At 42.5% G+C, this 22,249-nt stretch carries 27 protein-coding genes and 1 pseudogene; 18 read left to right on the top strand and 10 right to left on the bottom strand.

Annotation, left to right across the window (positions count from 1 at the left end; all coding sequences use genetic code 11):
* The first annotated feature begins 3 nt into the window (after positions 1-3).
* The 4 genes from AM500_RS22540 (at position 4) to AM500_RS22525 (ending at position 4,037) form a co-directional block, all read left to right on the top strand.
* Entirely contained in the window at positions 4-354 is a 351-nt protein-coding gene (locus AM500_RS22540) for a hypothetical protein (protein WP_053601223.1), read from the top strand.
* A gap of 17 nt (positions 355-371) precedes the next feature.
* Positions 372-1,175 carry a sigma-70 family RNA polymerase sigma factor gene (locus AM500_RS22535; RefSeq protein ID WP_053601222.1) on the top strand — a complete coding sequence of 268 codons (804 nt, stop codon included), beginning with the start codon at positions 372-374 and terminating at the stop codon, positions 1,173-1,175.
* Between the two features lie 198 nt (positions 1,176-1,373).
* Positions 1,374-3,368, top strand: a complete 1,995-nt coding sequence (locus tag AM500_RS22530) for a sensor histidine kinase (RefSeq protein ID WP_231688197.1) — start codon at positions 1,374-1,376, stop codon at positions 3,366-3,368.
* 27 nt (positions 3,369-3,395) lie between these two features.
* A complete protein-coding gene (locus AM500_RS22525) occupies positions 3,396-4,037 on the top strand; it encodes a response regulator transcription factor (protein WP_053601220.1) in 642 nt (213 codons plus the stop codon).
* A 156-nt stretch (positions 4,038-4,193) separates the two neighbouring features.
* Here AM500_RS22525 and AM500_RS22520 read toward each other — a convergent pair whose 3' ends face one another.
* The 3 genes from AM500_RS22520 to AM500_RS22510 all read right to left on the bottom strand — a co-directional run bounded on the left by AM500_RS22520 (position 4,194) and on the right by AM500_RS22510 (position 6,823).
* Complete coding sequence (locus tag AM500_RS22520; protein WP_053601219.1) at positions 4,194-4,997, bottom strand: CAP domain-containing protein; 804 nt, start codon at positions 4,995-4,997, stop codon at positions 4,194-4,196.
* A 414-nt stretch (positions 4,998-5,411) separates the two neighbouring features.
* On the bottom strand, positions 5,412-6,449 hold the full coding sequence (locus AM500_RS22515) for an alpha/beta fold hydrolase (protein ID WP_082347345.1): 1,038 nt from the start codon (positions 6,447-6,449) through the stop codon (positions 5,412-5,414).
* Positions 6,446-6,823, bottom strand: a complete 378-nt coding sequence (locus AM500_RS22510) for a hypothetical protein (protein WP_053601218.1) — start codon at positions 6,821-6,823, stop codon at positions 6,446-6,448. Before AM500_RS22510 ends, AM500_RS22515 begins: the two co-directional genes overlap by 4 nt.
* 430 nt (positions 6,824-7,253) lie before the next feature.
* On the opposite strand from AM500_RS22510, the gene AM500_RS22505 reads away from it, so the two are divergent.
* Positions 7,254-7,496 carry a hypothetical protein gene (locus AM500_RS22505; protein ID WP_053601217.1) on the top strand — a complete coding sequence of 81 codons (243 nt, stop codon included), beginning with the start codon at positions 7,254-7,256 and terminating at the stop codon, positions 7,494-7,496.
* Between the two features lie 302 nt (positions 7,497-7,798).
* Positions 7,799-8,434, top strand: coding sequence for a PAQR family membrane homeostasis protein TrhA (gene trhA / locus AM500_RS22500; RefSeq protein ID WP_053601216.1), 636 nt, complete (start codon positions 7,799-7,801; stop codon positions 8,432-8,434).
* Between the two features lie 93 nt (positions 8,435-8,527).
* On the opposite strand, the gene AM500_RS22495 is transcribed toward trhA, so the two are convergent.
* Both AM500_RS22495 and AM500_RS22490 read right to left on the bottom strand, forming a co-directional pair.
* A complete protein-coding gene (locus AM500_RS22495; RefSeq protein ID WP_053601215.1) occupies positions 8,528-9,418 on the bottom strand; it encodes a manganese catalase family protein in 891 nt (296 codons plus the stop codon).
* A gap of 51 nt (positions 9,419-9,469) precedes the next feature.
* Positions 9,470-9,694 carry a YuzF family protein gene (locus tag AM500_RS22490; RefSeq protein WP_043930453.1) on the bottom strand — a complete coding sequence of 75 codons (225 nt, stop codon included), beginning with the start codon at positions 9,692-9,694 and terminating at the stop codon, positions 9,470-9,472.
* Between the two features lie 260 nt (positions 9,695-9,954).
* Here AM500_RS22490 and AM500_RS25670 point away from each other — a divergent pair, with 260 nt between their 5' ends.
* Together AM500_RS25670 and AM500_RS22485 are read left to right on the top strand one after the other, a co-directional pair.
* Positions 9,955-10,101 (top strand): hypothetical protein, encoded by a 147-nt coding sequence (locus AM500_RS25670; protein ID WP_156319881.1) that lies wholly within the window; start codon positions 9,955-9,957, stop codon positions 10,099-10,101.
* Positions 10,102-10,438: 337 nt separating this feature from the next.
* Positions 10,439-11,902, top strand: a complete 1,464-nt coding sequence (locus AM500_RS22485) for a protein adenylyltransferase SelO (RefSeq protein ID WP_053601214.1) — start codon at positions 10,439-10,441, stop codon at positions 11,900-11,902.
* Between the two features lie 60 nt (positions 11,903-11,962).
* Here the strand turns inward: AM500_RS22485 and AM500_RS22480 are convergent, their stop codons facing one another.
* The 3 genes from AM500_RS22480 to AM500_RS22470 all read right to left on the bottom strand — a co-directional run bounded on the left by AM500_RS22480 (position 11,963) and on the right by AM500_RS22470 (position 14,174).
* Entirely contained in the window at positions 11,963-12,268 is a 306-nt protein-coding gene (locus AM500_RS22480) for a hypothetical protein (protein ID WP_053601213.1), read from the bottom strand.
* Between the two features lie 269 nt (positions 12,269-12,537).
* On the bottom strand, positions 12,538-12,735 hold the full coding sequence (locus AM500_RS22475; protein ID WP_053601212.1) for a hypothetical protein: 198 nt from the start codon (positions 12,733-12,735) through the stop codon (positions 12,538-12,540).
* Between the two features lie 155 nt (positions 12,736-12,890).
* Positions 12,891-14,174 carry an ATP-binding protein gene (locus AM500_RS22470; protein WP_053601211.1) on the bottom strand — a complete coding sequence of 428 codons (1,284 nt, stop codon included), beginning with the start codon at positions 14,172-14,174 and terminating at the stop codon, positions 12,891-12,893.
* A 231-nt stretch (positions 14,175-14,405) separates the two neighbouring features.
* Between AM500_RS22470 and AM500_RS22465 the strand changes: the two genes are divergently transcribed.
* On the top strand, positions 14,406-14,675 hold the full coding sequence (locus tag AM500_RS22465) for a hypothetical protein (RefSeq protein WP_053601210.1): 270 nt from the start codon (positions 14,406-14,408) through the stop codon (positions 14,673-14,675).
* Positions 14,676-14,699: 24 nt separating this feature from the next.
* Positions 14,700-15,485, top strand: a pseudogene (locus AM500_RS22455) (GntP family permease); the annotation flags it as partial.
* A 174-nt stretch (positions 15,486-15,659) separates the two neighbouring features.
* Here the strand turns inward: AM500_RS22455 and AM500_RS22450 are convergent.
* The gene (locus tag AM500_RS22450; protein WP_053601207.1) at positions 15,660-15,935 is read right to left on the bottom strand and encodes a CC/Se motif family (seleno)protein; all 276 of its coding nucleotides are present in this window, start codon (positions 15,933-15,935) and stop codon (positions 15,660-15,662) included.
* A 169-nt stretch (positions 15,936-16,104) separates the two neighbouring features.
* Between AM500_RS22450 and AM500_RS22445 the strand changes: the two genes are divergently transcribed.
* Entirely contained in the window at positions 16,105-17,658 is a 1,554-nt protein-coding gene (locus AM500_RS22445) for a hypothetical protein (protein WP_053601206.1), read from the top strand.
* Between the two features lie 56 nt (positions 17,659-17,714).
* On the opposite strand, the gene AM500_RS22440 is transcribed toward AM500_RS22445, so the two are convergent.
* Entirely contained in the window at positions 17,715-18,200 is a 486-nt protein-coding gene (locus AM500_RS22440; RefSeq protein WP_053601205.1) for an STAS domain-containing protein, read from the bottom strand.
* Positions 18,201-18,299: 99 nt separating this feature from the next.
* Between AM500_RS22440 and AM500_RS22435 the strand changes: the two genes are divergently transcribed.
* The 7 genes from AM500_RS22435 (at position 18,300) to AM500_RS22410 (ending at position 22,234) form a co-directional block, all read left to right on the top strand.
* A complete protein-coding gene (locus tag AM500_RS22435; RefSeq protein WP_053601204.1) occupies positions 18,300-18,917 on the top strand; it encodes a LysE/ArgO family amino acid transporter in 618 nt (205 codons plus the stop codon).
* 136 nt (positions 18,918-19,053) lie between these two features.
* Positions 19,054-19,344, top strand: a complete 291-nt coding sequence (locus AM500_RS22430) for a DUF5658 family protein (RefSeq protein ID WP_043930785.1) — start codon at positions 19,054-19,056, stop codon at positions 19,342-19,344.
* A gap of 110 nt (positions 19,345-19,454) precedes the next feature.
* Positions 19,455-19,835 carry a RidA family protein gene (locus tag AM500_RS22425; RefSeq protein ID WP_053601203.1) on the top strand — a complete coding sequence of 127 codons (381 nt, stop codon included), beginning with the start codon at positions 19,455-19,457 and terminating at the stop codon, positions 19,833-19,835.
* A gap of 42 nt (positions 19,836-19,877) precedes the next feature.
* Positions 19,878-20,216, top strand: a complete 339-nt coding sequence (locus AM500_RS22420) for a DMT family transporter (protein WP_053601202.1) — start codon at positions 19,878-19,880, stop codon at positions 20,214-20,216.
* A 197-nt stretch (positions 20,217-20,413) separates the two neighbouring features.
* On the top strand, positions 20,414-20,569 hold the full coding sequence (locus AM500_RS25240) for a DUF1540 domain-containing protein (protein WP_082347344.1): 156 nt from the start codon (positions 20,414-20,416) through the stop codon (positions 20,567-20,569).
* A gap of 195 nt (positions 20,570-20,764) precedes the next feature.
* The gene (locus AM500_RS22415) at positions 20,765-21,379 is read left to right on the top strand and encodes a GNAT family N-acetyltransferase (protein WP_053601201.1); all 615 of its coding nucleotides are present in this window, start codon (positions 20,765-20,767) and stop codon (positions 21,377-21,379) included.
* Between the two features lie 132 nt (positions 21,380-21,511).
* A complete protein-coding gene (locus tag AM500_RS22410) occupies positions 21,512-22,234 on the top strand; it encodes a DsbA family oxidoreductase (RefSeq protein ID WP_053601200.1) in 723 nt (240 codons plus the stop codon).
* Positions 22,235-22,249 lie beyond the last annotated feature (15 nt).

Here is a 22,249-nt window from a genome sequence, read left to right as displayed (position 1 = left end):
AAAATGAAGTGGAGAGTAAATATATTGCTGGGTTTAGTAGCTTTCACTGCCTCATTTCTTTTTTCTTACATGAATAATATGTGGCATGTTTCGCTGACACGGGCAGGAATAGGGTTTTTACTATTCTTCATGGCAGGATGGGTTGCTCAGATTGTCCTAGGTTTATTGAAAGTTGAAGAAAAGGAAACGAGGCAAGTGACACTTTTAGAAAATGAAAGTGTTCCTTTGCCGGGTGAGATCGCAGAACACAAGGAAGAGCAACCATTCACTGGAATCCCATTGGAGCTGCTTCACGGGAAAGAGGAAAAACTCGAAACGGAAAACGCCTCTGGAACATTTCGTTCCGGGATATAGATAAGGGGGGATGACAATTGAAATCCGCTTTGAAGGAAGCCGCGCAATATCATTCGCTTTGGAAATCATATCGTGATACGCAGGATTCATTATCCCAGGAACAGCTGGTTGTTAAGTACATGTACTTGGTAGAGAAAGTGGCTAATCGAATCAGTGCCAGTATTCCCAACAGAGTTGTACCGAAGGAAGACTTAATGGGAATGGGTTATATTGGGCTAATTGAGGCGATTCGAAAATTTGATTACCAAAAAGGCTATAATTTTGAAACGTATGGACTTTGGAGAATTAAAGGCGCGATGCTGGATGGGCTTCGTAAATTGGATTGGGTGCCGCGCGGTGTAAGGGAAAAGGCGAAAAAAATGAATATTGCCATGCGCGACCTTGAGCAATCTTTACTCAGGACACCGAGCCAGGAGGAACTGAGCGAGTATTTACAGGTGTCGGCTGAGGAAATTGATCAATCGATGTCTGTCCTGTCTTTAACGATGCTTCTTTCATTAAATGAGCAAATAAAGGAAAATGATAGCGCTGGGAAGCAGGAAACGAGACTAGAAAAAATCGTTGATGAAAACTCAGTTGCCCATGAAATGCAGTTGCAAATGGCCGAGTTCAGGAAACTGCTTGCCGTAAGCATAGATAAAATGCCTGAGAAGGAAAGGTTGGTCATCACTCTTTTATATTATGAAGGACTCTCTCAAGTAGAAATAGCAGAAGTGCTTGACCTCACAAAGGGACGTATTTCCCAGCTGCATTCCCAGGCCATTTTACGTATAAGAAAGAGCTTTCAGGAAAAAGGATATTCGATGGATTCATTTATCTGATTTCTTAGGTAAATATATATAAATTTTATGAAAATGCCTCCGAAAAGGGGGCATTTTTCCTTAATTTAGATTTTTTAAGCCCTAATCATCTTGGTTAAATGGTGGAAATGTCGTATAATTGCACCTGAGATGTCGAATTTTGTTATTTTTAGTTTTGCAGCATAGTATTAACAGAGGAGAGGGTAGGCAGTGAACGAGATGTGGTTTATCGTAATCATCTGTATTCTTATTGTTCTGCTTATAGTTATCTCTTCTTCTATGGGTAAGTTGAAAGAACAGAATCGAAGTCTATGCCAAACGTTGAAGAAGGCTGAAGAAAATAAAGATGAAACGGCATTGCTTGTAGAACATTTACCTGATCCTTATTTAATCATAAACAGTCATAGTAGAATAGTTTATGCCAATCGGGCAATGCTTACAGGTCTCGGTATGCAGAATTCAGATGAGATTGTCGGTAAATCCGTTTTTGATTTTATTTTGTCTCCTTCTAAATCAGAAGTACATAATCGGATAGAAAGAGTTTTTAGCGGTGAAAGGCTTAAGAGTATCACGTTCAAAGTTAAAACAGGGACTGCTAAACTTATAGAATATGAAATTACGTCTGCGCCTATTCAATATTTGGGAGAATCTTGTGTAATCATAGCGGCAAGAGATGCGACAGGTAAGAAACAAATCGAACAAGAATTGTTTCAGACAAGAGAACGGCTCCAAGATTTACTTGCATATGTCGATGCGGCAATCTGGGTTCGGGACAGCAAAACAGGGGAACTGGTTGTCTCCCTTGGCATGGAAAATATATTTGGCTATTCCGAAGAGGCTTTCCAAAATCGGGCATTGCTCCGTGATGAAATTATTCATCCCGAAGACATCGAGTTTGTGAAGGAAAAGGTAAAAGCTTTAGGACATAATCCTATGAAATTTGATTATCGGATTATTAAAAATAAGACCGAAGTTCGCTGGCTGCACCTATCAAGCACCCCAATCTTAGGGGTGAATGGGGATACTCCCAAGATGATGGGGATTCTTGTAGATATTACCGATGTAAAACAAACAGAGGAAAAGCTAAAAGAGAGTGAAGAACATTATCGCATCCTGCAGGAAAGCCTTGATCATTTTTCCAAGGATTTATCAAAAGTAATGAAGATCTCAGATTTGGAGTCCAGGCTTATTTTTGAACTCCAGGAAATTTTAGGCCTTCACGAGGGCATTCATATCCTGGAGATTGATGATCGTCTAAATCTTTACCGCTGTACAGGTGGTTCAGCCGACCTACACGAAGCAGTTCTACAGGACTTTGATGAAACTGCGCCGATTGGGAGTATCGTTGAGTTTGAAATGGGCTGGATTATTAAAATTGGTGAAATCCACGAGCGGATCATTGTTTTAAGCATTGAAAAAAGTGAGGCGGCAACGTCCATTTATGATAAAAAAATATGGCTTCAAACAATTTCGAGATATGTCAGTGTACTGTATGAAAATCTATATACACTTGAAGAGATGATTAAGGAACTTGAGAGGAAAACGAAGGATAAGCTGGCTCCAAGGTGGATTATGAGGCTATTGTTCCTTCTTGCGGAAAAAGAACGTGCGCGACTTTCAGCCGACTTGCATGATTCTGTATTACAAAATCAAATTCTCTGGTACCGAAAACTTCAATCTCTTCGTTCTGAATGGGATCTTCCTGCCGATTTAGAAAATGAGCTTTATACAATAGAGGAAGGCATGTTGGATGTCATCCGTCAAATTCGAGTTACATGCAACAATCTTCGCCCTCCATTTTTAAATGAAGTCGGACTAATCAAAGCTCTCGAAACTCTGTTTTCACAAACTGAAAGAGATGTCCAATTTGTGATTGAGTTTGATCATACTGGGCTGCACCACGATTTAAATGAGGAAGAAATGATTACGATATATCGTGTGGCCCAGGAGTTGCTGGCAAATGCCAGAAAGCATTCGAATGCGACAAAGGTCGAATTTTGCATATCCAGTATTGATAGGACTGTTTACTTCAGTTACAGTGATAATGGAGTCGGTATGAAGTTTGAAAATTTGGTGGATTCGTTTGACCATATTGGTTTGTCCGGTATAAAGAGAAGAGTTGACAGTATCAACGGTGAAATTGAACTGTACTCTTCACCTGGGAAAGGTGTCAACTTGTTGATTTCAATTCCGATTGGGAACATAAAAGTTTAGAAGAGGCGAATGGTATGAGGTGTTTGAATGATTCATATATTGCTTGTTGACGATCATCCACTGGTTAGTGAGGGAACTAAACTAATCATTGAAAAAGAAAAAGATATGAAGGTACATATTGAAACCTCGTGTTCCCAGGCATTGGAGATCGTCGATAAGCTTTCGTTCGACGTAATGCTTTTTGACCTGCAAATGCCAGAAATGGATGGATTTGAATTATGTAAAAGAGTTTTAGCTAAACTTCCGGATGCAAATATATTAATTTATTCAGGCTATGAAATTCTTCCTCATTTTGACTTATTGATGGAATCCGGAGCAATCGGTCATATTTCAAAAACTGCCTCAAAGGATCAAGTCATAAGAGCCATTCGCTGTGCATTGAATAAGGAAACAGTTATGCCAGCCTCATTATTAAGAGAAATCTATTATGGGGCAAAACAATCAAATAAGCAGGATACCAAAAGGGAAAGGGTATCCATCAGTGACAAAGAAAAATTGATTTTAAAGGAGCTCATTCGCGGCAAGACGAACAAGGATATAGCACAATCGCTTTTTCTTGGCCAGCGCTCTCTGGAATATAGCCTGACACATCTTTTTCAAAAGCTGGGAGTACAAACTAGAGTTGAAGCTGTTGTGAAAGCGCAGGAATTGGGCCTGATTGATACGTAAGCAATTTTATTATTTTCATCTATTATACATACAATAATCAGAGTGTTTGCCGGAAAGGTAAAGGCTCTTTCTTTTGGCTATTTATTGCGCTAATGGGCTCAAACGTAAACAAAGATGGCTGTTTCCGTCGTGGGAAACAGCCTCTCTGCTTTATAATTATTTTCCAATGAACATTTGTGTCCAGTAGTTGCCATTTTCAATATGACCAACACCGATATGTGTGAAGTCTGCACTCATAATGTTCTTGCGGTGGCCTTCAGAGTTCATCCACGCTGTGACAACTTCTTGTGGAGTTCTCTGTCCCATCGCAATGTTCTCACCAGCTGTACGGTAGCTAATGCCAAATTGCTTCATCATATCAAATGGTGAACCGTATGTTGGGCTTGTGTGGCTAAAATAGTTTTTCGCACCCATGTCGCGTGATTTTTCGCGCGCCACTTTGCTAAGGTTTTCATCGATCTTAAGAGCTGGAAGGCCTGCTTTGGCACGTTCCTGGTTAGTTAGGGTTACAACTTGTTGCTCATATGCGCTCAATGCACTTGATGCCTGCTTAGCAGGAGCCGGAGCAGCCTGTTTAACCGGTGCTGGCGCTGCTGCTTTTGCAGGAGCCTTAGCTGGTGCTGGTGCTGCTTTAGGCTTTGCTGGAGCAGGTGCTGCTGGCTTTGCAGGTGTTTTTACAGCCTGCTTTGCAGGTGCTGGAGCTTTTTCAGCCTTTTTTGCTGGAGCAGGTGCGGCTGGTACTGGAGCTGCCTGCTTAAGGTAAGATGTAAAGCCATAGCGCTTTAGCGTATCTTCTATCAATTTATTAATATCGTTAATATTGCTGCTTTTATATACATATACATGCTTTTGAACTGTTGGGTTAAGCGATGCTGCTTCTGTTTTTGTTGGTGCTTGACCGTTCATCCAAAGAGCTGAAGCAACTGCAAAGGACAGAATTACCTTTTTCTTGTTTATCATTGGGATTCCTCCTGTAGTATGATTTGCTTGGTGTAAGCCATATGTCCTGCAAGCAACTTTATAGTAACATAGGTTTTTTGTCATATTTCAGGAAGAATCTAGAAATGGTTCATGGGTAATTTTACCCACGTGGAAGAGTTTGAGGAAAATAGTTGGTATAAAAGGATTTTGTAATAGACTGGGATAATTTTACCGGGGTGGTACTATTCTCGGAATCTAGCAGGCGAACCAAAATTTTCAAGAAAATCGGGGTTGACGGCAGGTTGGGATGGCCAGTTTTGTTACAATTTCGTTAGAGTTTTGTTACAAAAATACATAAGAACGGTTCTATGACAGATAAGAATCGTCCCTGATTTTTCTAGTAAATTAGAACCATCCCTGATTTAGGATTATTCCTGCAGACGTGAACAGTTCCTACTTTGCCCCGGACCTCTTGGGGAGCCAATTTTCCAGGAATTGCGGGAGCCCTTTACCTTTGACAGCGAGGGTGGTGTGGCCGCCTGAGACGAGGGTATAGGTTTTATCTTTGCTTGAGACCAAATCGATGAAGTCTCTGCTCATGTTTTCGGGAACGAGCCGGTCCTGGCTCCCTGCAACGACGAGCAGGTTGGTAGTAATATTGGCTGGGTCTGCATTTCGGCCTCTGATTATTAGTGTCCGGTTTATAAATTTGTTGTCCTTGCCAAGGTCGTTCATCAGCTGCCTTAGTGCCGCGCCGGAGAACCCGACATGGCCGTTTGTCCAATTGTTGAAGCGGCGCCAGCGATCAACATACTCATTATCGTACGCTTTGTTTAATAACGACAAATAGTGGCTGAAGTAGACGGGAGCGCTTGCCATTCGCATGCCGTATTTCATCATTGAAGGTGAAATGAAACCGGTTGCGTTCAGAAGCCCGTCTACATCGAGGTCTCCTCTCCTGATGGCGTCGACCCATTTATCATAAAGTGGTGGTTCGGCGAAGTTTAGAGGGGCAACGCAGATGATTAGGTTTCGGATCGGTTCTGTGGCGAGGGATGCATAGATGGCCGCGAGTGTCCCGCCAAGGCAGTATCCGATGACGGTTATGTCCTTCGCTCGGGAGTGATGCAGTGCCTTACGAACGGCCTGCTGGATGTAGTCGATGACATATTCATCAACCGTAATATCTTTATCGCTGTGGTCAGGAGATCCGAATTCGAGCAAGTAGACATCAAAGCCATTTTCGGTGAAGCTTTCAATCATGCTGCCGCCTGGTGCCATATCGAGAACAAATGCTTTGTTGACGAGAGAATAGACTAGAAACAAAGGAGTTGCATAGCGTTTCTTGGGGGAACGGTAATACCAGAGTGTCGCCTTGTTCTTTTTCCAGACAGCGGTTTTTGGAGTTAGTCCCACTTCGGGTTCGGGTGTTGTCCAGACGCTGATGAAATTCTTCCAGCGCCTATATTCCTTTTCTGGCCAGTTCGTCATAGAGGCTGCCTCCTCCCAGGGGTTGTCTGATTTTCGAGCAATCCGTTGAGTTGTGCGAGTAGTGCAGCTTTTGATTGCTTGGATCGTTTTCTTCTACGAGTGGATGCAATTTGTGTGGTTGTTTTGATTGTTGTGGGTTTGGCGTCCTTGTTGGCTGTATGTGATGGATGAGTAGTGGTTTGTGTAAAAAGGGTCTGTGGCTGTTGTAATAGATTCTTGAGCTTTCTATGAGCTTTCGAAAGGGTCGCTGCGGTGCTGACGAGCCTGCCATTGTTTAAGCTGTTCAGAATCGCCTGGTTGATTTGCATTTCTGCTTTGAAACCGGCATTTCTGATTGCTTCGTAGACATCCTTAGGTGGTTGTTTCTTAGTCATCGGTATCTTTCCTTTCTTTGAGAGTTGTACATAATAGTATAAACAAGCAGTCCTTTTTGTGTGCGAAAAATGGGGGTAAGATCATATTAAACATGTGTGTGGACTAGTGAATTTCAGAGATGATTGGTGAAAAGTGCTAAACTCAATTCTCGAATAGCAACAAAGTGTTGGGCTTTCTATATAGTCCTTTTAGTACTAATCTGAGTATTGCTCTTAATTTTCGTTGTCGTACTGGTGAGTGTCTTAGTAGTACTAGTGAGAAGCGGCAATATATTTATTCTGTAACTAATTATAAAGTGTTTCCATGCTTTCCTTTAAGTCCTGCCATGCTGCACAATAATGCCCTTTTTTTTAAAAAAAGGCATGTACCGCTCCCTTTTTAGTCATACTGCATACCGTATGGAGTATGACTGGCGAAGGAGGGGCATGGATGACAGAAGAGGAAATGGAGGATGTGTTTTTATTGTACGGGCATGGAGAGCTGTATAAGAAGCTGAAATATCCACTTTTTGTTTCCGGCGAATTGGACAAGGTGGACAGAAGCCAGCTTGAATCGTTTTTCTCCTGGTATAGCTTTGATAAGGAAAAGCCGGTTTTCTTTGATGACTTTGTTTTTCATTTTCGGGTATTCAGGGGAATAACCGGCCAAGATATTTTGCCCGAACTTTACTAAGGAGATTCGAAAAGTGGACAAACAGGAAAGGGGCAGCAGTACAAAAATCGGCTGCCCTTTTACATATATGTAACAAAAAGCATTCGGTTAACCGACATAATAGTTATATGATTATAATAGAAACTGACAGCTGTTCTTAGTTTCTATGAGAAAAGAATGAACTAATCAGGCAAGGTTTTGGGTAACAAATTATATGGAAGGTGAAATGCCGGCAGGTCGATGAAGGACTTGTGATGCCCGTAACTAGAGGCTGAAATGGTGGCCCTTTATAATTGCACTTTTCAAGGAGGTTAGGTAAGAGATTGAAAACCCATGTTTTTACTAAAGGTGAGGAAATCGCCAATGCCATCATTCATGGGATTGGTTTTGTATTAAGCATTGCGGCTCTAACAGTTTTGATAGTTTTTTCAGCAATGGAAGGAACCTCATGGCATGTGGTCAGCTTTACGATTTTTGGGGTCACAATGGTGATTCTTTATACTTCATCTACGCTGCTGCATAGTTTTCCGCCGGGAAAGGCAAAGGATGTATTTGAAGTGCTGGACCATTCGTCCATTTACTTTTTTATAGCAGGAACCTACACGCCATTTCTGTTCCTTGCGGTCAAGGGAGCGCTTGGCTGGACGTTGTTTGGAGTTGTTTGGGGACTCGCAATCGCTGGTACGGTGTTTAAATCTTTCTTTGTTAAAAAGTATGTTATACCGTCGACAGTCTTGTATGTGGTCATGGGCTGGCTGATCGTTTTTGCCTGGGAGCCGCTCGTTGCCAATCTTACAACGGAAGGACTTAAGTTCTTAATTATTGGCGGGGTCCTATACACAGTCGGCGCGATCTTCTACGTATGGCGAGCATTCCATTATCACCATGCAATATGGCATATATTCGTACTAGCAGGCAGTATCATGCACTTCTTCGCGGTACTCACCTTGTTACCTTAAGTGTAGAATTACACAAAGGGGTCTGACCCCTTGTGAAAATGTGAACAACCCGAATGGAATATCCATTCGGGTCTGCTGGGATGGAGACGATAGTTACATATTGCTTAATAGTCTTTTTAATATTCGCTGGTAGTCGTCCTGGTCGATTCCTGGTGCGAATTCTTCCGGTTTTTCTTCGAAGTCGGGGATAGGGGCTCCTTCAGGGCATCCATCTATTACCTGGAGCGGCTGCCCTGTTTCAGGATTTGGACCTTTCCAGATCTGAGCAATGTCCCTATATTCCGATTCACCCCATGTATATAGGACATTATACAGTCCTTGATCCATGTATTTTTTGGCATGGTCAAACTTATAATTATCAAGATCCGGCACCGGCAGCATTTTACCTACTTCTACTCCGGTTGCCATTTCTAGAGCCTTGGCATAGGCGATAATATGGGTTCCGCCGCGTACAAGCAAAAAGCCGGTCAATTCCCGCGCAACAGGATTCGTCGTGGTTTCATATACGCGCATTTTCTGTATCCGAGCGCCGATTTCCAGCAAATAATTATGGAGAAGGTCTTGGACAAGTACCCCTGTATTTGTAACAAATTCACCATTCCAGGGGCGTCCCATGCTGTCTCCAGGGTAAGCTGCCTGCGGTGTCAATAAAAAGTGGAGCGAGTATCTTGCGTCCTTGCCAATCTGTAGTGGAGCGAGATCCGGATCAGCTGCGTAAGTATTGCCGTGGGACAGTAGGTTTATAGTATTCGCAACAAGTTCGACGTGTGCAAACTCTTCGGCACTGATGCTGGCAATTAGGTCATAGAAGGGTTTAAATCTTTTTTTGCCACGGAAGTTGAATGACTGAAACATATAATTGTTCAAAGTCGACATTTCGCCAAATTTTCCGCCCATTAGCTCCTGTACAGCTGCTGCTGCATTAGGATCACCATGTTCGGGGATCGGCAATGCAATCTGGAGCTTGTTGATCCGTGATATCATGTAGGCCACCCCCAAGTAAGTATAGTTTTGATTGGACTAAGAAAAGCCATTTTATACGAGCACCTGTTGCGGATTTGGCACGACCCAAATAATTTGAGCTGTCCGAATGAAAAAAGCATTTCCCCCGAACTCCACTACAATATGGTCAGGCTGGACGTTTGCAAGCCTGCCTCGTACCGAGCCTCTGACTGTCTCAACTGCAATCTGTGAGCCAACAATCCCGGACAGCGTCTGAAACACATATGGATCGCTGACTTTCCATTCAATATTGTCCATTCTTTATCCCTCCCGCACACGTTTTCTTAAGATGTATATGCCTTTGGCGGAAAAATAAATGTTGTCCAAGGGAAGCAATTTACATTTCCTGAGTTTCTTAGAAACCATTTTCTTGTGGCCACCCAACCGATTTCTGATAGGGTCCTGGTAGCTTTAAGCCTCTTCTTAAATTTAATTTTGTTTCGCTAAGACCATTACATAGATAATTAGCTAGCAAGGGAAAGCTATAAGGGAGAACTTCACTTGGAGGGGGCAGGAATATGGGTGAAATTAAAAAATCCGCTGGGAAAGCCGGCATAGGAAACAAGCATGACAACAAAAATAAAAAAATGGGCAATAGTGTTTCTCCACAGAACGATGGGTTCCGCTATGATTACGATGATTCATCTGATGTTAGGAAAAATTAAAGTTCAGCAACTGCCTTAAAAACTAACAGCAATTTGCTAAAAGCTGTGTGGGCGGGTATTAATGTGGTAGAGGGAATGTTTAAAATACTTTTTAGAGGAAAATGGCGGTTTTGAGAGGTGAAAGTCCCTAAACTGTCTTGCCAGGACTAATGCAGGTTTTTCGGAGGCAAAGCCTTAAACTTCTTGCCAGAGACTTGTTTTTAAAAAGGTAATTTGGCCTTGGATTCCTCTGCGAAGGATAACCTTTTTGTCAAACGTGATTTTGTCCTCGGATTGCTTTAAGGTTAAAAGTAGATCACATAGTATAAAAACTAAGCTCTAACTGAAAGGAGTTACGATGACTAAACAAACACAAAATCAAGGCTGGAATTTCGATAATAGCTATGCCCGCCTTCCTGAGTTCTTTTTTACAAAACAGGAACCAACTCCGGTTAAGGCTCCGAAAATTATCGTTTTCAATTCGCAGTTGGCAGAAGAACTCGGACTCAATCCAACGGAACTTGAAGCAGACGCTGAGGTTTTTTCCGGCAATGAGCTTCCCATTGGCGCTAACCCCATTGCCCAGGCATATGCGGGACATCAATTCGGGCATCTCGCCATGCTCGGGGACGGCCGGGCAATATTGCTGGGGGAACAGCTTAGTCCAAGTGGGGAACGGTTTGATATTCAGCTAAAGGGCTCTGGACGGACACCTTATTCCCGCGGGGGTGACGGCCGGGCTGCTCTTGGGCCAATGCTTCGGGAGCATATTATCAGCGAAGCGATGCACGCTCTCGGAATCCCGACGACCAGAAGCCTCGCTGTTGTCGCGACAGGAGAGGCGGTATACAGGGAAAATGAACTTCCTGGCGCCATTCTTACTCGGGTGGCTGCCAGCCATCTACGTGTCGGTACTTTCACATATACTGCTGGGGCGGGAGAAAAGGATGAGATTCGCACCCTGGCTGATTATGCTATAGAGCGCCATTATCCAGATTTGAATCATGATGTAAATAAGTATTTAGATTTTTTTAGGGCGGTAATTGACCGCCAGGCGGCGCTTATCGCCCAATGGCAGCTAGTTGGTTTTATTCACGGTGTTATGAATACAGACAACATGACAATTAGCGGTGAAACGATTGATTATGGGCCATGTGCATTTATGGATATCTACGATCCTGCAACTGTATTCAGCTCAATTGACAGGGAAGGCCGTTATGCATACGGAAACCAGCCGTATATAGGCGGCTGGAATCTGGCGCGGCTTGCTGAGGCTTTACTTCCGCTATTTCATGATGACACGGAAAAGGCTGTCGATATTGCCCAGGAGGAGATTGCGGGGTATATCAAGCTTCATCATTCCTATTGGATAGATGGGATGCGGAAGAAACTTGGCTTGTTTAACGTCGAAGAGGAAGATGAAAAGCTAGTCGATGAACTTCTGGGCATGATGAAGAATTATCGAGCTGATTATACAAATACATTCAGGGCTCTGACCTTTGGAAAAACAGACGAGACTGTTCTAAAAGGCTATCCGGACTTTACCGAATGGCTTGAGCGGTGGGAAGCCAGGCGTAGGAGACAAGAACAAACGAGGGAGGAATCGCATCAGCTGATGAGAAACAGCAATCCGGCGATAATTCCCAGGAATCACCGAGTAGAGGAAGCGCTTGAAGCTGCTGTGGAAGAGGAAGACTTCAGTGTAATGGAAAGGCTGTTAATAGCACTATCCAATCCCTTTGCACATTCTCCGGAACAGGAAAAGTACTGCAAGCTGGCACCAGCTTCCAGTCAGCCGTATCGAACTTTCTGCGGGACATAGAAACAAAAAGCCGGGGCAAACTGCCAGCCCCGGCTTCTTGTTTACGCACCAAACTTAGGGTTATCTCCTGCATTTGCACTTATGATGGTCTCTGTTGTCATCGTTGTCGTCGCGAATGCCGCCAACGAGATCCCTGATCAAACAGCGGCGGACAGCACGGCAGAAATCGTCACCATCAATGGAAGCATTGACCCTTACGCGGAAATTTTCATCGAATATTCCTGCAACATCTTCATTGGAGCGATTCCGGCGGTTGTCGTGCCTGTCATCCTTTCTTTTGCGGCGATCATCTTGAGCTCCGCCAACATTAGATCCTCTGCGGCAGGATTCCAAAAGCCCTGCAATATCATCGTTTGAAAAGAACATATGTTATTCCCTCCTCTCTTCTTTTGATACTGTATACTATTCACTTTCGTACAAGCTGTCAGGGCTTGTATCCTATTCTTCTAAAAATCCACTAAAACCTAGAATCACTAGATTTATAGGCAAAAATGATAGTCTGCACTGCGACTGCGTTCGCAGGCTATTCTTATGATAAAAACGAAAGGTCACCAAAAGCGTGTTTTGGTGACCACAGGATAGTATATCGTTCACTTTTGCCAATAACATAAGAGGGAGAAGTTGAAGGGGCTTAATTATTCCGCTGCATCTTCCCATTCTGAAAATAAACCAGTTCCGTGGCAGCCCGCGCAGTCAAAAGAATCCATAACATAATCAAATCCACGGTATAATACGAACCCCTTACCGTTACAGAGCGGGCAGCGGTTATCCTCCCGCATCTTCATTTTATATTTTTCATTCCTTGCTAGTCTCCACTCACTGAAAAGCCCCATGTAATTTTCCTCACTTTTTACTCTTAATCTTTGCTATTGAAAGAAATTAATACCTGTATTTTAGAATGACTCCAGGATTTTGGTAAGGAGGCAAGTTATCGTTAATTCTTGATATAGTATGGACTGCTTCTCGAATGGTAGTTGGTAAGCCTGGCCTATTCATCTGGAGGATGATATTGACTCTGGATAAAGAGTGGAAAGGATAATTCAAAGGTAGTTCCTTTATTTTTCTCGGTTCTGACTGTCCAGGTGCCGCCGATTTCCGTAATGATTTGAAGGGTGACCATCAGGCCGAGGCCTGTGCCTTTTTCCTTTGTGGAATAATAGGGAAGCCCCAGATTTTTTATCTGATCCTCATCCATTCCCTGACCATTGTCCGAAATGAAAATAGTAGCGTTATCATGGCTTTTTTGCAGGCTTATAGAAACCGTCCCCCCGGAGTTTGACGCTTCAATTCCATTTTTAATTAAATTTATGAACATTTGCCTGATCCGGCCGGGTAAGCCCAAGATGTATGCTTCCTCATTTATATCCACTTCAAGAGCAACATTTTGAAGTGCTGCAAAAGAGGTTAACGACTTAGCGGAATGCCTTGCCTCTGCCCCAAGTTCCATTTTAATCAGAGAATGCTCATCTATCTCTTTTTTTCCTAATGAAAGATAATCTGAAATAATTTCATTGGCACGATCCAGTTCTGTAATACAAACAGTAAGATAATTTTTCTGATCGGATGTAATATTATCTGCATTCTGAAGGATTTGGATAAAGCCTCTCACACTCGTCATGGGGTTTCTGATTTCATGGGCAACGCTTGCAGCCAGCTGACCGACAATTTCCATTTTTTCTTTTCGATGCAGTTCTCCGACCAGTTTTCTTTTTAACGTAAAAGTTTCCAATAAATGAATGGCAAGCCAGACTGTCAGGACATTGGCAAAAATATAGACAACTAAATAAAAGACTCCAAGTGGATAGATCCCCTGTTCGAATGCAACAGACCATACAACTGAATAAGCAAATGTAACAATGATAAAAAATAAAGTACTTAAGGATAGTTTCTTTTTGATTGGAGAAGAATGAAAAGTCTTGCTAAATTGGAAAATAATATACGCTAACATTAGCAGGAGAATGATACTTTCCTCTGCTCCAGCACCACCAACTATGAAGCGGAGTCCCGCGGTGAAGGCTGTTACACTAACACCGATAAGGGTTCCTCCATATAAAAAAGAGAGGAATATAGGCACCAGCCGAATATCCAGAAGTACACCGTAAATATCAATGGAGAAGAGCATGGATAGGGCTATACTTGAAGCACAAGCGATACCCCAAAGGAGATTTCCTTTTTCAGGTTGGTTCCGTTCACTTGTTAAGGCAAGATACAGGATGATTGGAAAAAGAACCATAAGAATTTGAAGCAATATATGCTGAATGGCAACATTCATGAAAATCCCCCAATTTTACATATCAGTAAAAGAATAATTCGCCAAAATCAGACAGTCTCCTTCATATGTGGGCTGGCAACAAATAATTTTTTTGAGACCCTCTAATCGTCAAACCTTTTGGAAGGAATGATCATCGTAAGTATGTGATGAGATCTATCCTATGGACAGAGTTCTTTTTTCTTTTCGAATAATGGGACTATAATGAGATGTCGAAAGGAAAGGGATGATCAAATGTTTAAAGTGACAGAAGCAACTCTCAATGAGTTGAATGAAAGAATCAGGACTTCAACAGTTGGTAAACTTATCAGGCTGCAAATGAGGAAAAGCTGCTTTATGAAGGTAAAGATTACATTAGAGGCCACAGCGGGAACAAACGATGAGCAGGTAGCAATAGATGGGCTGGAATTTATTATAGATAAAGGGGAACGTCACTATTTCAGAAATAAAACGCTCGATTTTATACCCGACCAAACTGGCTTTAAACAATTTGAAATTCTGTAAGTGATTATGCTCTTATCCAATGCTGGAGAGGGCTATGACTCATTCGGAACAATTAAAGAAGAAAATCAAATAGAAATCGATTTGAATGCACATGAAAGTATTGGACGCCGAATTTTCGCATTCGTTCCGGTTGTCCTAGTTGCTGTACTAAATAAAGTTTTTACAACTATCATTCCGAAATGATATCCGAATGGATTTGACTTTGAAGCGATCGGCCTTGCTTTCCCAAGTATTGAAACATCCAAAGTAGTTGGGATCTGGTCAGTAGAAATAGCGTTGATTGTTGGTATCATCGCAACCATTCTTTATAATCACAAGCCGGTTGTCATGGACTTTAAAGAAGGTTCAAAAATCGGCGTTGCCGGTGCCTTGCTTGCGATTATGAACTCTGCAACTGAATATGGATTTGGTGCAGTCATTTCAAACATTCCAGGCTTTAAAATTGCAAGAGATGGAATAGCTTCAGTATTCTCTCACCCATTGGTAAACGGAGCAGTCACAACAAACGTGTTATCCGCAATCTCCGGTTCAGCTTCTGCAGGAATCGCTATCACTCTCGGTACGATGAGCGATACCTATATTAAACTGGCAAACCAATTTGATATTCCGCTAGAGGTTATGCACCGTGTCATTTCGATGGCATCAGGCGGTATGGACACCCTTCCGCACAACGGAGCAGTCATCACCTTGCTGGCGATTACAGGGTTGACTCATAAGCAATCGTACAAAGACATCTTTGCTATTACCATCATCAAAACAATCGCAGTATTCTTCATTATTGCAGTTTATCTGTTGACTGGGATTGTATAAAAAAGAAAGCATCGCGGGCAGTCGTCCGCGATGCATTTTATTGTTTCAGAACTGTCTAGCTCCACAAAGGAAAGCTTCCCTGAAATTACATCGCACGAAATTACGCGATAGCGTAATGAGGATTTTCGAGGAGTCCCATACGGCGCTGACTAAGGCGTTTGCGCTTTTCTTGATTTATTCCACTTTTGCTGAAAGCGACTTTAATATACTGAATCCTGATAGTTTAAGTGTAAGCTTTTCTTTTCCGCTTAAGGGCTTTTGCACATAAATGGAAAGGTCTTCATAGTTTACTTGATTGAAGTATTCGGTCTTCTTTGGTTTCCCCGGTACGGCGATTACCTCCTGTACGCCTGGTGCGCAGCAGGCCTTGGCTTCAAGAATTTTAACAGTCAGTTCTCTTCCCTTCGCCTCAATCCATCGTTTCGACTCTTTATCCATTATTACTTGCAACTGGGCCGCCCCCTTTTCTTTTATCTACATTATATCTTGATGGATCTTAGAGAAGAAGTTTTGTGCTCTACTATTTCTAATGGCGCTTATTGGCCCGCTTTTACATATCGCAGGATAATAGTATAGTAAAATGGTAGATACTAGTTATTTGAACAGGATGTGCTGCACTATGGCCAACCAAACCCAATACCTTCAAGAGGAACAGAAGCTTTTTTTGAGCATTGCCCTTGGAGGTAATCCCTTCTTGCACCAGCAGATTGACGAAACCTATCGGACCAAGGAATGGGATTATTATGAAGCGTATCTTCGAAGCCGGCTGAAAGGAAACCCGCTGTTTTCCATGTACTCCACCAAAAATGAGGAGAAAATTAGACAGGTGGCGGGGATTGTCGAGTGGTGTACCGAGCAGGGGAAATATGCCCAACTCGATTCCCTAATTAAAAAAGGCTATAAATTTGTTTGGTTATTCGTACAGCGGAACGACCAAATTGATTTTGAACAATTCATACGAGCCTATGCGAAACGGCAAAAGTACAGGACGATTAAAGAAATTGAATTATTTTACCAAAATATTGTCCTTTGGTACTTATGCATGAGGGAGGACAAGCCAATCCAGAAGCTTTCGGTTACCTGGGAATCGTTCCAGGACATGCTGCATTTCTCCTTGCGAGAGGCTAAAGTAGGGGAATTGAATTTCTCCGAGCGACAAATTGAGGAATACCGTGAGCAAATTGGCTCCCTATATAGAGCATATAACATTCCGGAGAATCCTGAATTTGACTCCCTCGGTGCCTTTCTTGAGTACATGCTTGGGATAAGCCTTCGAAAAGTATACGAGCAGGATATGGAGTTTGATTCGGAAGCTGCCCAGCAGAAAATGTTCCAGCTATCACCGGGGAAGTACATCGGTGCAATGGGAGGATGGCTAAAGGCACTTGGCATAAACGAACTCGATGCCACAGAACAAATCCCGTTTACAAAGAGAGATCTTGATCGCGCACTTCTAGAGCTCCTTTATGCAAAAAAATACAATAAAATTTCAGCGGAAGAACAGGATTTGTTTTTCATTGCAAGCCTGTACTTGAGCTGCATTGCTTCATTATATAAAAAAGCAAAGCAGTTTTACCTGGATGAGTCGAAGCAGGAGCATTATGTTGAATTGAAATCGAAAGAGGCGGCCATTCTTCAACAGGAAGCCGTACAGCTAAAGAAGGAACGGGAGTGGCAGCTTTCAAGAAAGAGCTTAGAAAATGAACGAACAGGCCTTGAAAATGAACTTCGCAAGGCTAGAATGAAAATACGGCAGTTGGAGCAGAGACTTGAAAGCATGGAGGATTACAGTGATGAGGTCCATGCTTTAAGGGATTTTGTTTACATGGAAGAAGACCCTGACTGCCTTCTAGAAAAAGCTCCATCTCTTGAAACTATGGCAGAACTGATTGCTTCTAAACGAGTTATCATTTTCGGCGGAAGCCAAAACTGGCAGCAGAAAATAAGAACTGTCTTATCATCTATTGAGTTTTTTGACATCGACTTAAAAAGCAGGAGTTTATCAAAAATTAAGCGTGCCGATGCCATCTTTATCAATACTTCGGTTCTGTCGCATGCTTTCTACAATAGAATTATGAAAGAACTTAGAGGGACAGGAATTCGGGTTTACTATTTAAAGGGCCAGTCAAATGTCGAAAAAACGGTGCTTGAGATATACAAGTGGCTTAGTTGACTCTATTAACAGCAGCAGCCTGGACTCGAGGTCCGGGCTGCTTTTTCCAAGAGAAGTTAGGTTGTCTGGGCGAACTGTATGCCTTTTTCCTTCATCAAATGCTGGAGAGCGGCCTTAAAAGTAGAAAAGGTTTGAAGCGTGTGAATAAATCCTAGCTTTGAGAGGACCAATTCCTGGGCAAACTGCGGTGTAATTCCGACGATTGCCACCTGCACGCCTATCAGGTTCAGAGATGTGACCAGGTTCATCAAGTAGTGGCCGAGAACACTCAAATCCCCAAGTTCCTTTACGCTAATCGCAGTAAAGTCAAGAACTGCGGTGTCGATTTCCTCGTTGCTTGCATGGCGCAGTATCTTCGGTGTAATCAAATCGAACAGGGCGGGGGATGCTTCACCCGCAATTGGAATCAAGATAACTCCGGGTATAATGGAAGGGATGATCGGCACAGAAACATTGCGGACGAGATTTTCAAGCTCAAGAACCCGATTCTCAAGCTGCTGGTTTTTTTCCCTTAGTAACTTCAATTCAGGTTGTTCAGTCATAGTAACCTCACAAAACAGTTTTTATGTATACTATCAGTATATTTTTAATTATACGAAAAGGAAAGTTATTGGTCTTATTTCCCAATGGAGGAATTTTATTTGGAGGCTTTGTTGCATGGAATGTTGCTGGCTTTTGGCCTGATTTTGCCGCTTGGAGTACAAAATGTATTTATTTTTAATCAAGGTGCCGTTCAAAGCCGCTATAAAGGAGCGCTTCCGGCCATCTTAACCGCGGCCATTTGCGATACGATACTGATTCTCCTTGCAGTTGGCGGGGTATCGGTGATCATCTTTAGGTTTAGCTGGATCCAGAATTTGTTTTTTACGGTTGGCTGCTTATTCCTGTTTTATATGGGCTGGACGTTATGGAGAACGAATGTCTCACCTGTAAAAAAGGAAAAAGCCACGGTAGTGTCTGCTAAAAGGCAGGTTGCCTTTGCTGCTTCGGTCTCTCTTCTTAACCCGCACGCCATTATGGATACGATTGGTGTTATTGGAACAACATCTGCCATTTATCCTGGATTTGAGAAAGGGTTGTTTGCCATGGGATGTGTGGCTGTCTCGTGGTTGTGGTTCTTTGGGCTGGCCTTTGCCGGAAGGAAGACTGGTCAGCTTGATACAGACGGCATTCTTTTGAAAAAACTAAACCGGGTTTCCGCATTTATTATTTGGGTACTGGCGCTTTATATGGCCTATCAGGTGTTAACCAGCTTTTAATGATATTTCCCAAATTCCACTGCTTACATTTCCTTTTTCGCTGCTAGTTTAAGGAATTGGTGAATAAGGTAAAGTAGGAATGGAAAAACAATACTAAGGATCATGATAGCTAGTATTGTGGGAAGGGTTGAATTCCATGAAAAGATGGGGTTATTTGTTTGCGGCCTTGAACTTCTTTGATGGATTATGTACTTATGCAGGCTTGAAGTTGAATTTAATTGAGGAAGGTAATCCAGTACTTGCCTGGATGCCCCCTGAAGGCATTTTGGGGTTGAAAGCCCTTTTGAGTCTGGCGCTTCTATATATTCTTTATAAGGTTGAATTGAAGAAACCAGTTTTCAAATATTCATTGATAACAGGTAATAGCATTTACTCATTATTGGCTGTCCTTCACCTGTACTGGATCGGCATCGTGAACATGTCTTGAAAAACTTAGCCCATGGTGTGGGTTAAGTTTTTTGCTCTATGAAGGAAAAGAGCATCATTGAACCGAACTAATAAATATGTTGTAAAAAATAAAAAATCAGGGAGAACATCATGAGTAGAAGAGTATTTGAAGCAAAGGGAGCAAAATCAGTCGGGCCGTACTCCCATGCTGTTGAAGCTGGAGAGTTGGTATTTCTTTCGGGTCAGACCCCAGTCAATGCTGAAACAGGAGAGTTAGTAAAGGGTGGAATAAAGGAACAGACAGCGCAATGCTTCAGAAACTTGTTTGCTGTTCTTGAAGCTTCAGGTCTAACACCCGATGATGTTATGAAAGTAAATGTGTTTTTAACAGATATGAGAAATTTCACTGAAATGAATGAAGTGTATGCTGCCCACTTTTCAGAACCCTTTCCAGCAAGGACGACTGTAGCAGTCCTTGGGTTGCCGCTTGGGGCTGAGGTTGAAATAGAAATGGTAGCCAAGAGGCCTTAATAGAAACACATATATCCATACATCAAAAAGGGAGGACAACATTTGGGCTATTACTTTCTGGCATTTGCAATTGTGGCTGAACTGATTGGAACATCACTAATCAAAGCGTCCGCAGGATTTTCAAAGCTGTGGCCCACAATTGGAGTCCTTGGGAGCTTTTTCATTGCTTTCTACTTTCTATCACTTAGCCTTAAAACGATTCCACTGAATATAGCCTATGCACTTTGGTCAGGGCTTGGGACAGTCGCAACTGTGATCATTTCTGTCTTACTTTGGAAAGAGAAGGTTACTCCTGGGAGTATAATCGGAATTGCTTTGATTGTTCTTGGTGTCGCAGTCCTCCAATTTTTCGGGCCAGGGCAGGGACAAGCGGTAGATTGATAGAGTGGTGGCTAAAGGATTACTTACCTCCATATTCGGGTACAAGAGAGTACAGACCTATTTATGTCTAGCTTCAGCGCCTAGCCCCTCGAGGTCTTAAGCCATTTCCCTCCGGAGGGCAAGCCCATCCTGCGGGCTCCGTCTTAAGCTGGTCGGGGCTGGTCAAGGCGCTTACGCTTTTCGAAGGAGGTGCTACCATGAAGATTGAAGTGAAATGTGATGTGGAAAACTGCAAATACTGGGCAGAAGGCGATGAATGTGTAGCGGACTCAATTACTGTCATCGCTCACCATGACAGGAAAGCTGCAAACGTAATGGAAACCGCCTGCAAAACGTTCGAACATCGGGAGTAACAGTTAATGCAGTTAATGTAATGTATAGGTAAGCTGGCCGCCGGGACAAATATCCCAGGCGGCTTTTATTATGGTGAGAATTTGCCTAAAAGAGATAACATAATACAATTCATGGTAAGAATTGAATCAACGGCACTTTCATTAGAAAACAAGTGTTATTCTGTTTCTATAACTTAAGCGAAGGGGGTACCAATTATGAGGAAAATGGAACTAACTGAAGGATCATATAATGATCTGGAATATATATATGAATTAGCAAAAGAGGATTTTGCTCCGGAGGAATTAAAATCCTACAGACAATTACGAGCCCTGATGGAAAATCAAAGCTATAAGTTTATACTTGCAAAAACGATTGAATCCCAAGAGATAGTTGGCTATGCTTTTGTTTACAATCTCCCATCACTAAACGCCAGTTGGCTGGACTACCTGGCCATTACGAAAGAATTCCGTCAGGGAGGGTATGGCAGTATTTTTCTAGACATGCTCTCCCAATCTAAGGTGGAGGGCTATCTTGGTTTGTTTATAGAGGTGGAGATTCCTGAGAAAACTGAAGGTGCAACTAGGCAAGAACAAGTCAGCCGTATTCGGTTCTATGAAAAAAATGGCGCAATTCGCTTGAAGGTTGATTATAAACTTCCTACAGAAAATGGAGCGATTCCAATGTACCTTTATTTTAAACCATCAGAAGCGGAACACGTCCCAACAATAGAGCAAATTAAGAAAGGGATTTTCTCCGCTTTTGAATTCATCCATTCGGATTATCCACATCGAGCAAAAGTATTTGAAGACATCATTCCTTCTATAATATAAATAGGAAGAATCTTGAATTACGACCAGTGTAAATTCAGGCAGGATAGAAGACCAGATTCATACAACGGGTATATAATCATATTGTTAATAGCAAAAACTAGTGTTTAAAGCAGTAATACGAGGAGCGTATGTATGAAAATAGAAGTTTGGTCAGATTTCGTATGTCCATTCTGCTACATCGGGAAACGGCGGCTGGAGGCTGCAATGGAACAGTTTGCACACAGCGATAACATTACCATAGAACATAAAAGTTACCAATTGGATCCAAACGCAAGACATATCCCGGGAAAAAACTTTTATGAAACATTTTCAGAGCTGAAAGGACTACCGCTCAATCAAATAATTGCAATAAATCAGCAGGTAGCCCAGGAGGCAAAAATAGTTGGTTTGAATTATAACTTCGAAACAATGAAATATACAAATACATTTGATGCTCAGCGGGTAGCTAAGCTTGCAGAACAAAAAGGAAAGGGTATGGAAGTTACCGAGCGTTTTCTGCATGCATATTTTACGGAGTCAAGGCTACTCAGCGATCATGAGACGCTTATTGAATTAGCTATCGAGGCGGGGCTGGAAAGATCAGAGGTCGCCGAGGTTCTAAGTACGAATCGTTTTACTAAGGATGTGCGCAACGATATAGATGAAGCTCGGCAAATTGGAGTAAGGGGGGTACCTTTTTTTGTATTAAACGAAAAATATGCGTTATCCGGTGCCCAGCCTGCGGAAGTATTTTTGCAGGCACTTGAAAAGGTATGGGAAGAAGAGAAAGACAGACCTATCCAAAAAGTCTCTCGTACAAGTTCAGGAACGGACTTTTGCGTCGATGGGTGCTGTGAAGTTAACGAGAAGGAATGATCACCCCGGCAGAAT

It is taken from the genome of Bacillus sp. FJAT-18017, from assembly GCF_001278805.1.
Classification (GTDB): Bacteria; Bacillota; Bacilli; order Bacillales; family Cytobacillaceae; genus Bacillus_D.
Note: the sequence above shows the minus strand (reverse complement) of the source record. Positions and strands in the feature narration are given on the sequence as shown.

Coding starts and splice junctions, on each gene's coding strand:
- AM500_RS22540 (WP_053601223.1), top strand. CDS start 4: ATGAAGTGGAGAGTAAATATATTGCTGGGTTTAGTAGCTTTCACTGCC.
- AM500_RS22530 (WP_231688197.1), top strand. CDS start 1,374: ATGTGGTTTATCGTAATCATCTGTATTCTTATTGTTCTGCTTATAGTT.
- AM500_RS22525 (WP_053601220.1), top strand. CDS start 3,396: ATGATTCATATATTGCTTGTTGACGATCATCCACTGGTTAGTGAGGGA.
- AM500_RS22520 (WP_053601219.1), bottom strand. CDS start 4,997: ATGATAAACAAGAAAAAGGTAATTCTGTCCTTTGCAGTTGCTTCAGCT.
- AM500_RS22515 (WP_082347345.1), bottom strand. CDS start 6,449: ATGACGAACTGGCCAGAAAAGGAATATAGGCGCTGGAAGAATTTCATC.
- AM500_RS22510 (WP_053601218.1), bottom strand. CDS start 6,823: ATGACTAAGAAACAACCACCTAAGGATGTCTACGAAGCAATCAGAAAT.
- AM500_RS22505 (WP_053601217.1), top strand. CDS start 7,254: ATGACAGAAGAGGAAATGGAGGATGTGTTTTTATTGTACGGGCATGGA.
- AM500_RS22495 (WP_053601215.1), bottom strand. CDS start 9,418: ATGATATCACGGATCAACAAGCTCCAGATTGCATTGCCGATCCCCGAA.
- AM500_RS22490 (WP_043930453.1), bottom strand. CDS start 9,694: ATGGACAATATTGAATGGAAAGTCAGCGATCCATATGTGTTTCAGACG.
- AM500_RS25670 (WP_156319881.1), top strand. CDS start 9,955: ATGGGTGAAATTAAAAAATCCGCTGGGAAAGCCGGCATAGGAAACAAG.
- AM500_RS22485 (WP_053601214.1), top strand. CDS start 10,439: ATGACTAAACAAACACAAAATCAAGGCTGGAATTTCGATAATAGCTAT.
- AM500_RS22480 (WP_053601213.1), bottom strand. CDS start 12,268: ATGTTCTTTTCAAACGATGATATTGCAGGGCTTTTGGAATCCTGCCGC.
- AM500_RS22475 (WP_053601212.1), bottom strand. CDS start 12,735: ATGGGGCTTTTCAGTGAGTGGAGACTAGCAAGGAATGAAAAATATAAA.
- AM500_RS22470 (WP_053601211.1), bottom strand. CDS start 14,174: ATGAATGTTGCCATTCAGCATATATTGCTTCAAATTCTTATGGTTCTT.
- AM500_RS22465 (WP_053601210.1), top strand. CDS start 14,406: ATGTTTAAAGTGACAGAAGCAACTCTCAATGAGTTGAATGAAAGAATC.
- AM500_RS22445 (WP_053601206.1), top strand. CDS start 16,105: ATGGCCAACCAAACCCAATACCTTCAAGAGGAACAGAAGCTTTTTTTG.
- AM500_RS22440 (WP_053601205.1), bottom strand. CDS start 18,200: ATGACTGAACAACCTGAATTGAAGTTACTAAGGGAAAAAAACCAGCAG.
- AM500_RS22430 (WP_043930785.1), top strand. CDS start 19,054: ATGAAAAGATGGGGTTATTTGTTTGCGGCCTTGAACTTCTTTGATGGA.
- AM500_RS22425 (WP_053601203.1), top strand. CDS start 19,455: ATGAGTAGAAGAGTATTTGAAGCAAAGGGAGCAAAATCAGTCGGGCCG.
- AM500_RS25240 (WP_082347344.1), top strand. CDS start 20,414: ATGAAGATTGAAGTGAAATGTGATGTGGAAAACTGCAAATACTGGGCA.
- AM500_RS22415 (WP_053601201.1), top strand. CDS start 20,765: ATGAGGAAAATGGAACTAACTGAAGGATCATATAATGATCTGGAATAT.
- AM500_RS22410 (WP_053601200.1), top strand. CDS start 21,512: ATGAAAATAGAAGTTTGGTCAGATTTCGTATGTCCATTCTGCTACATC.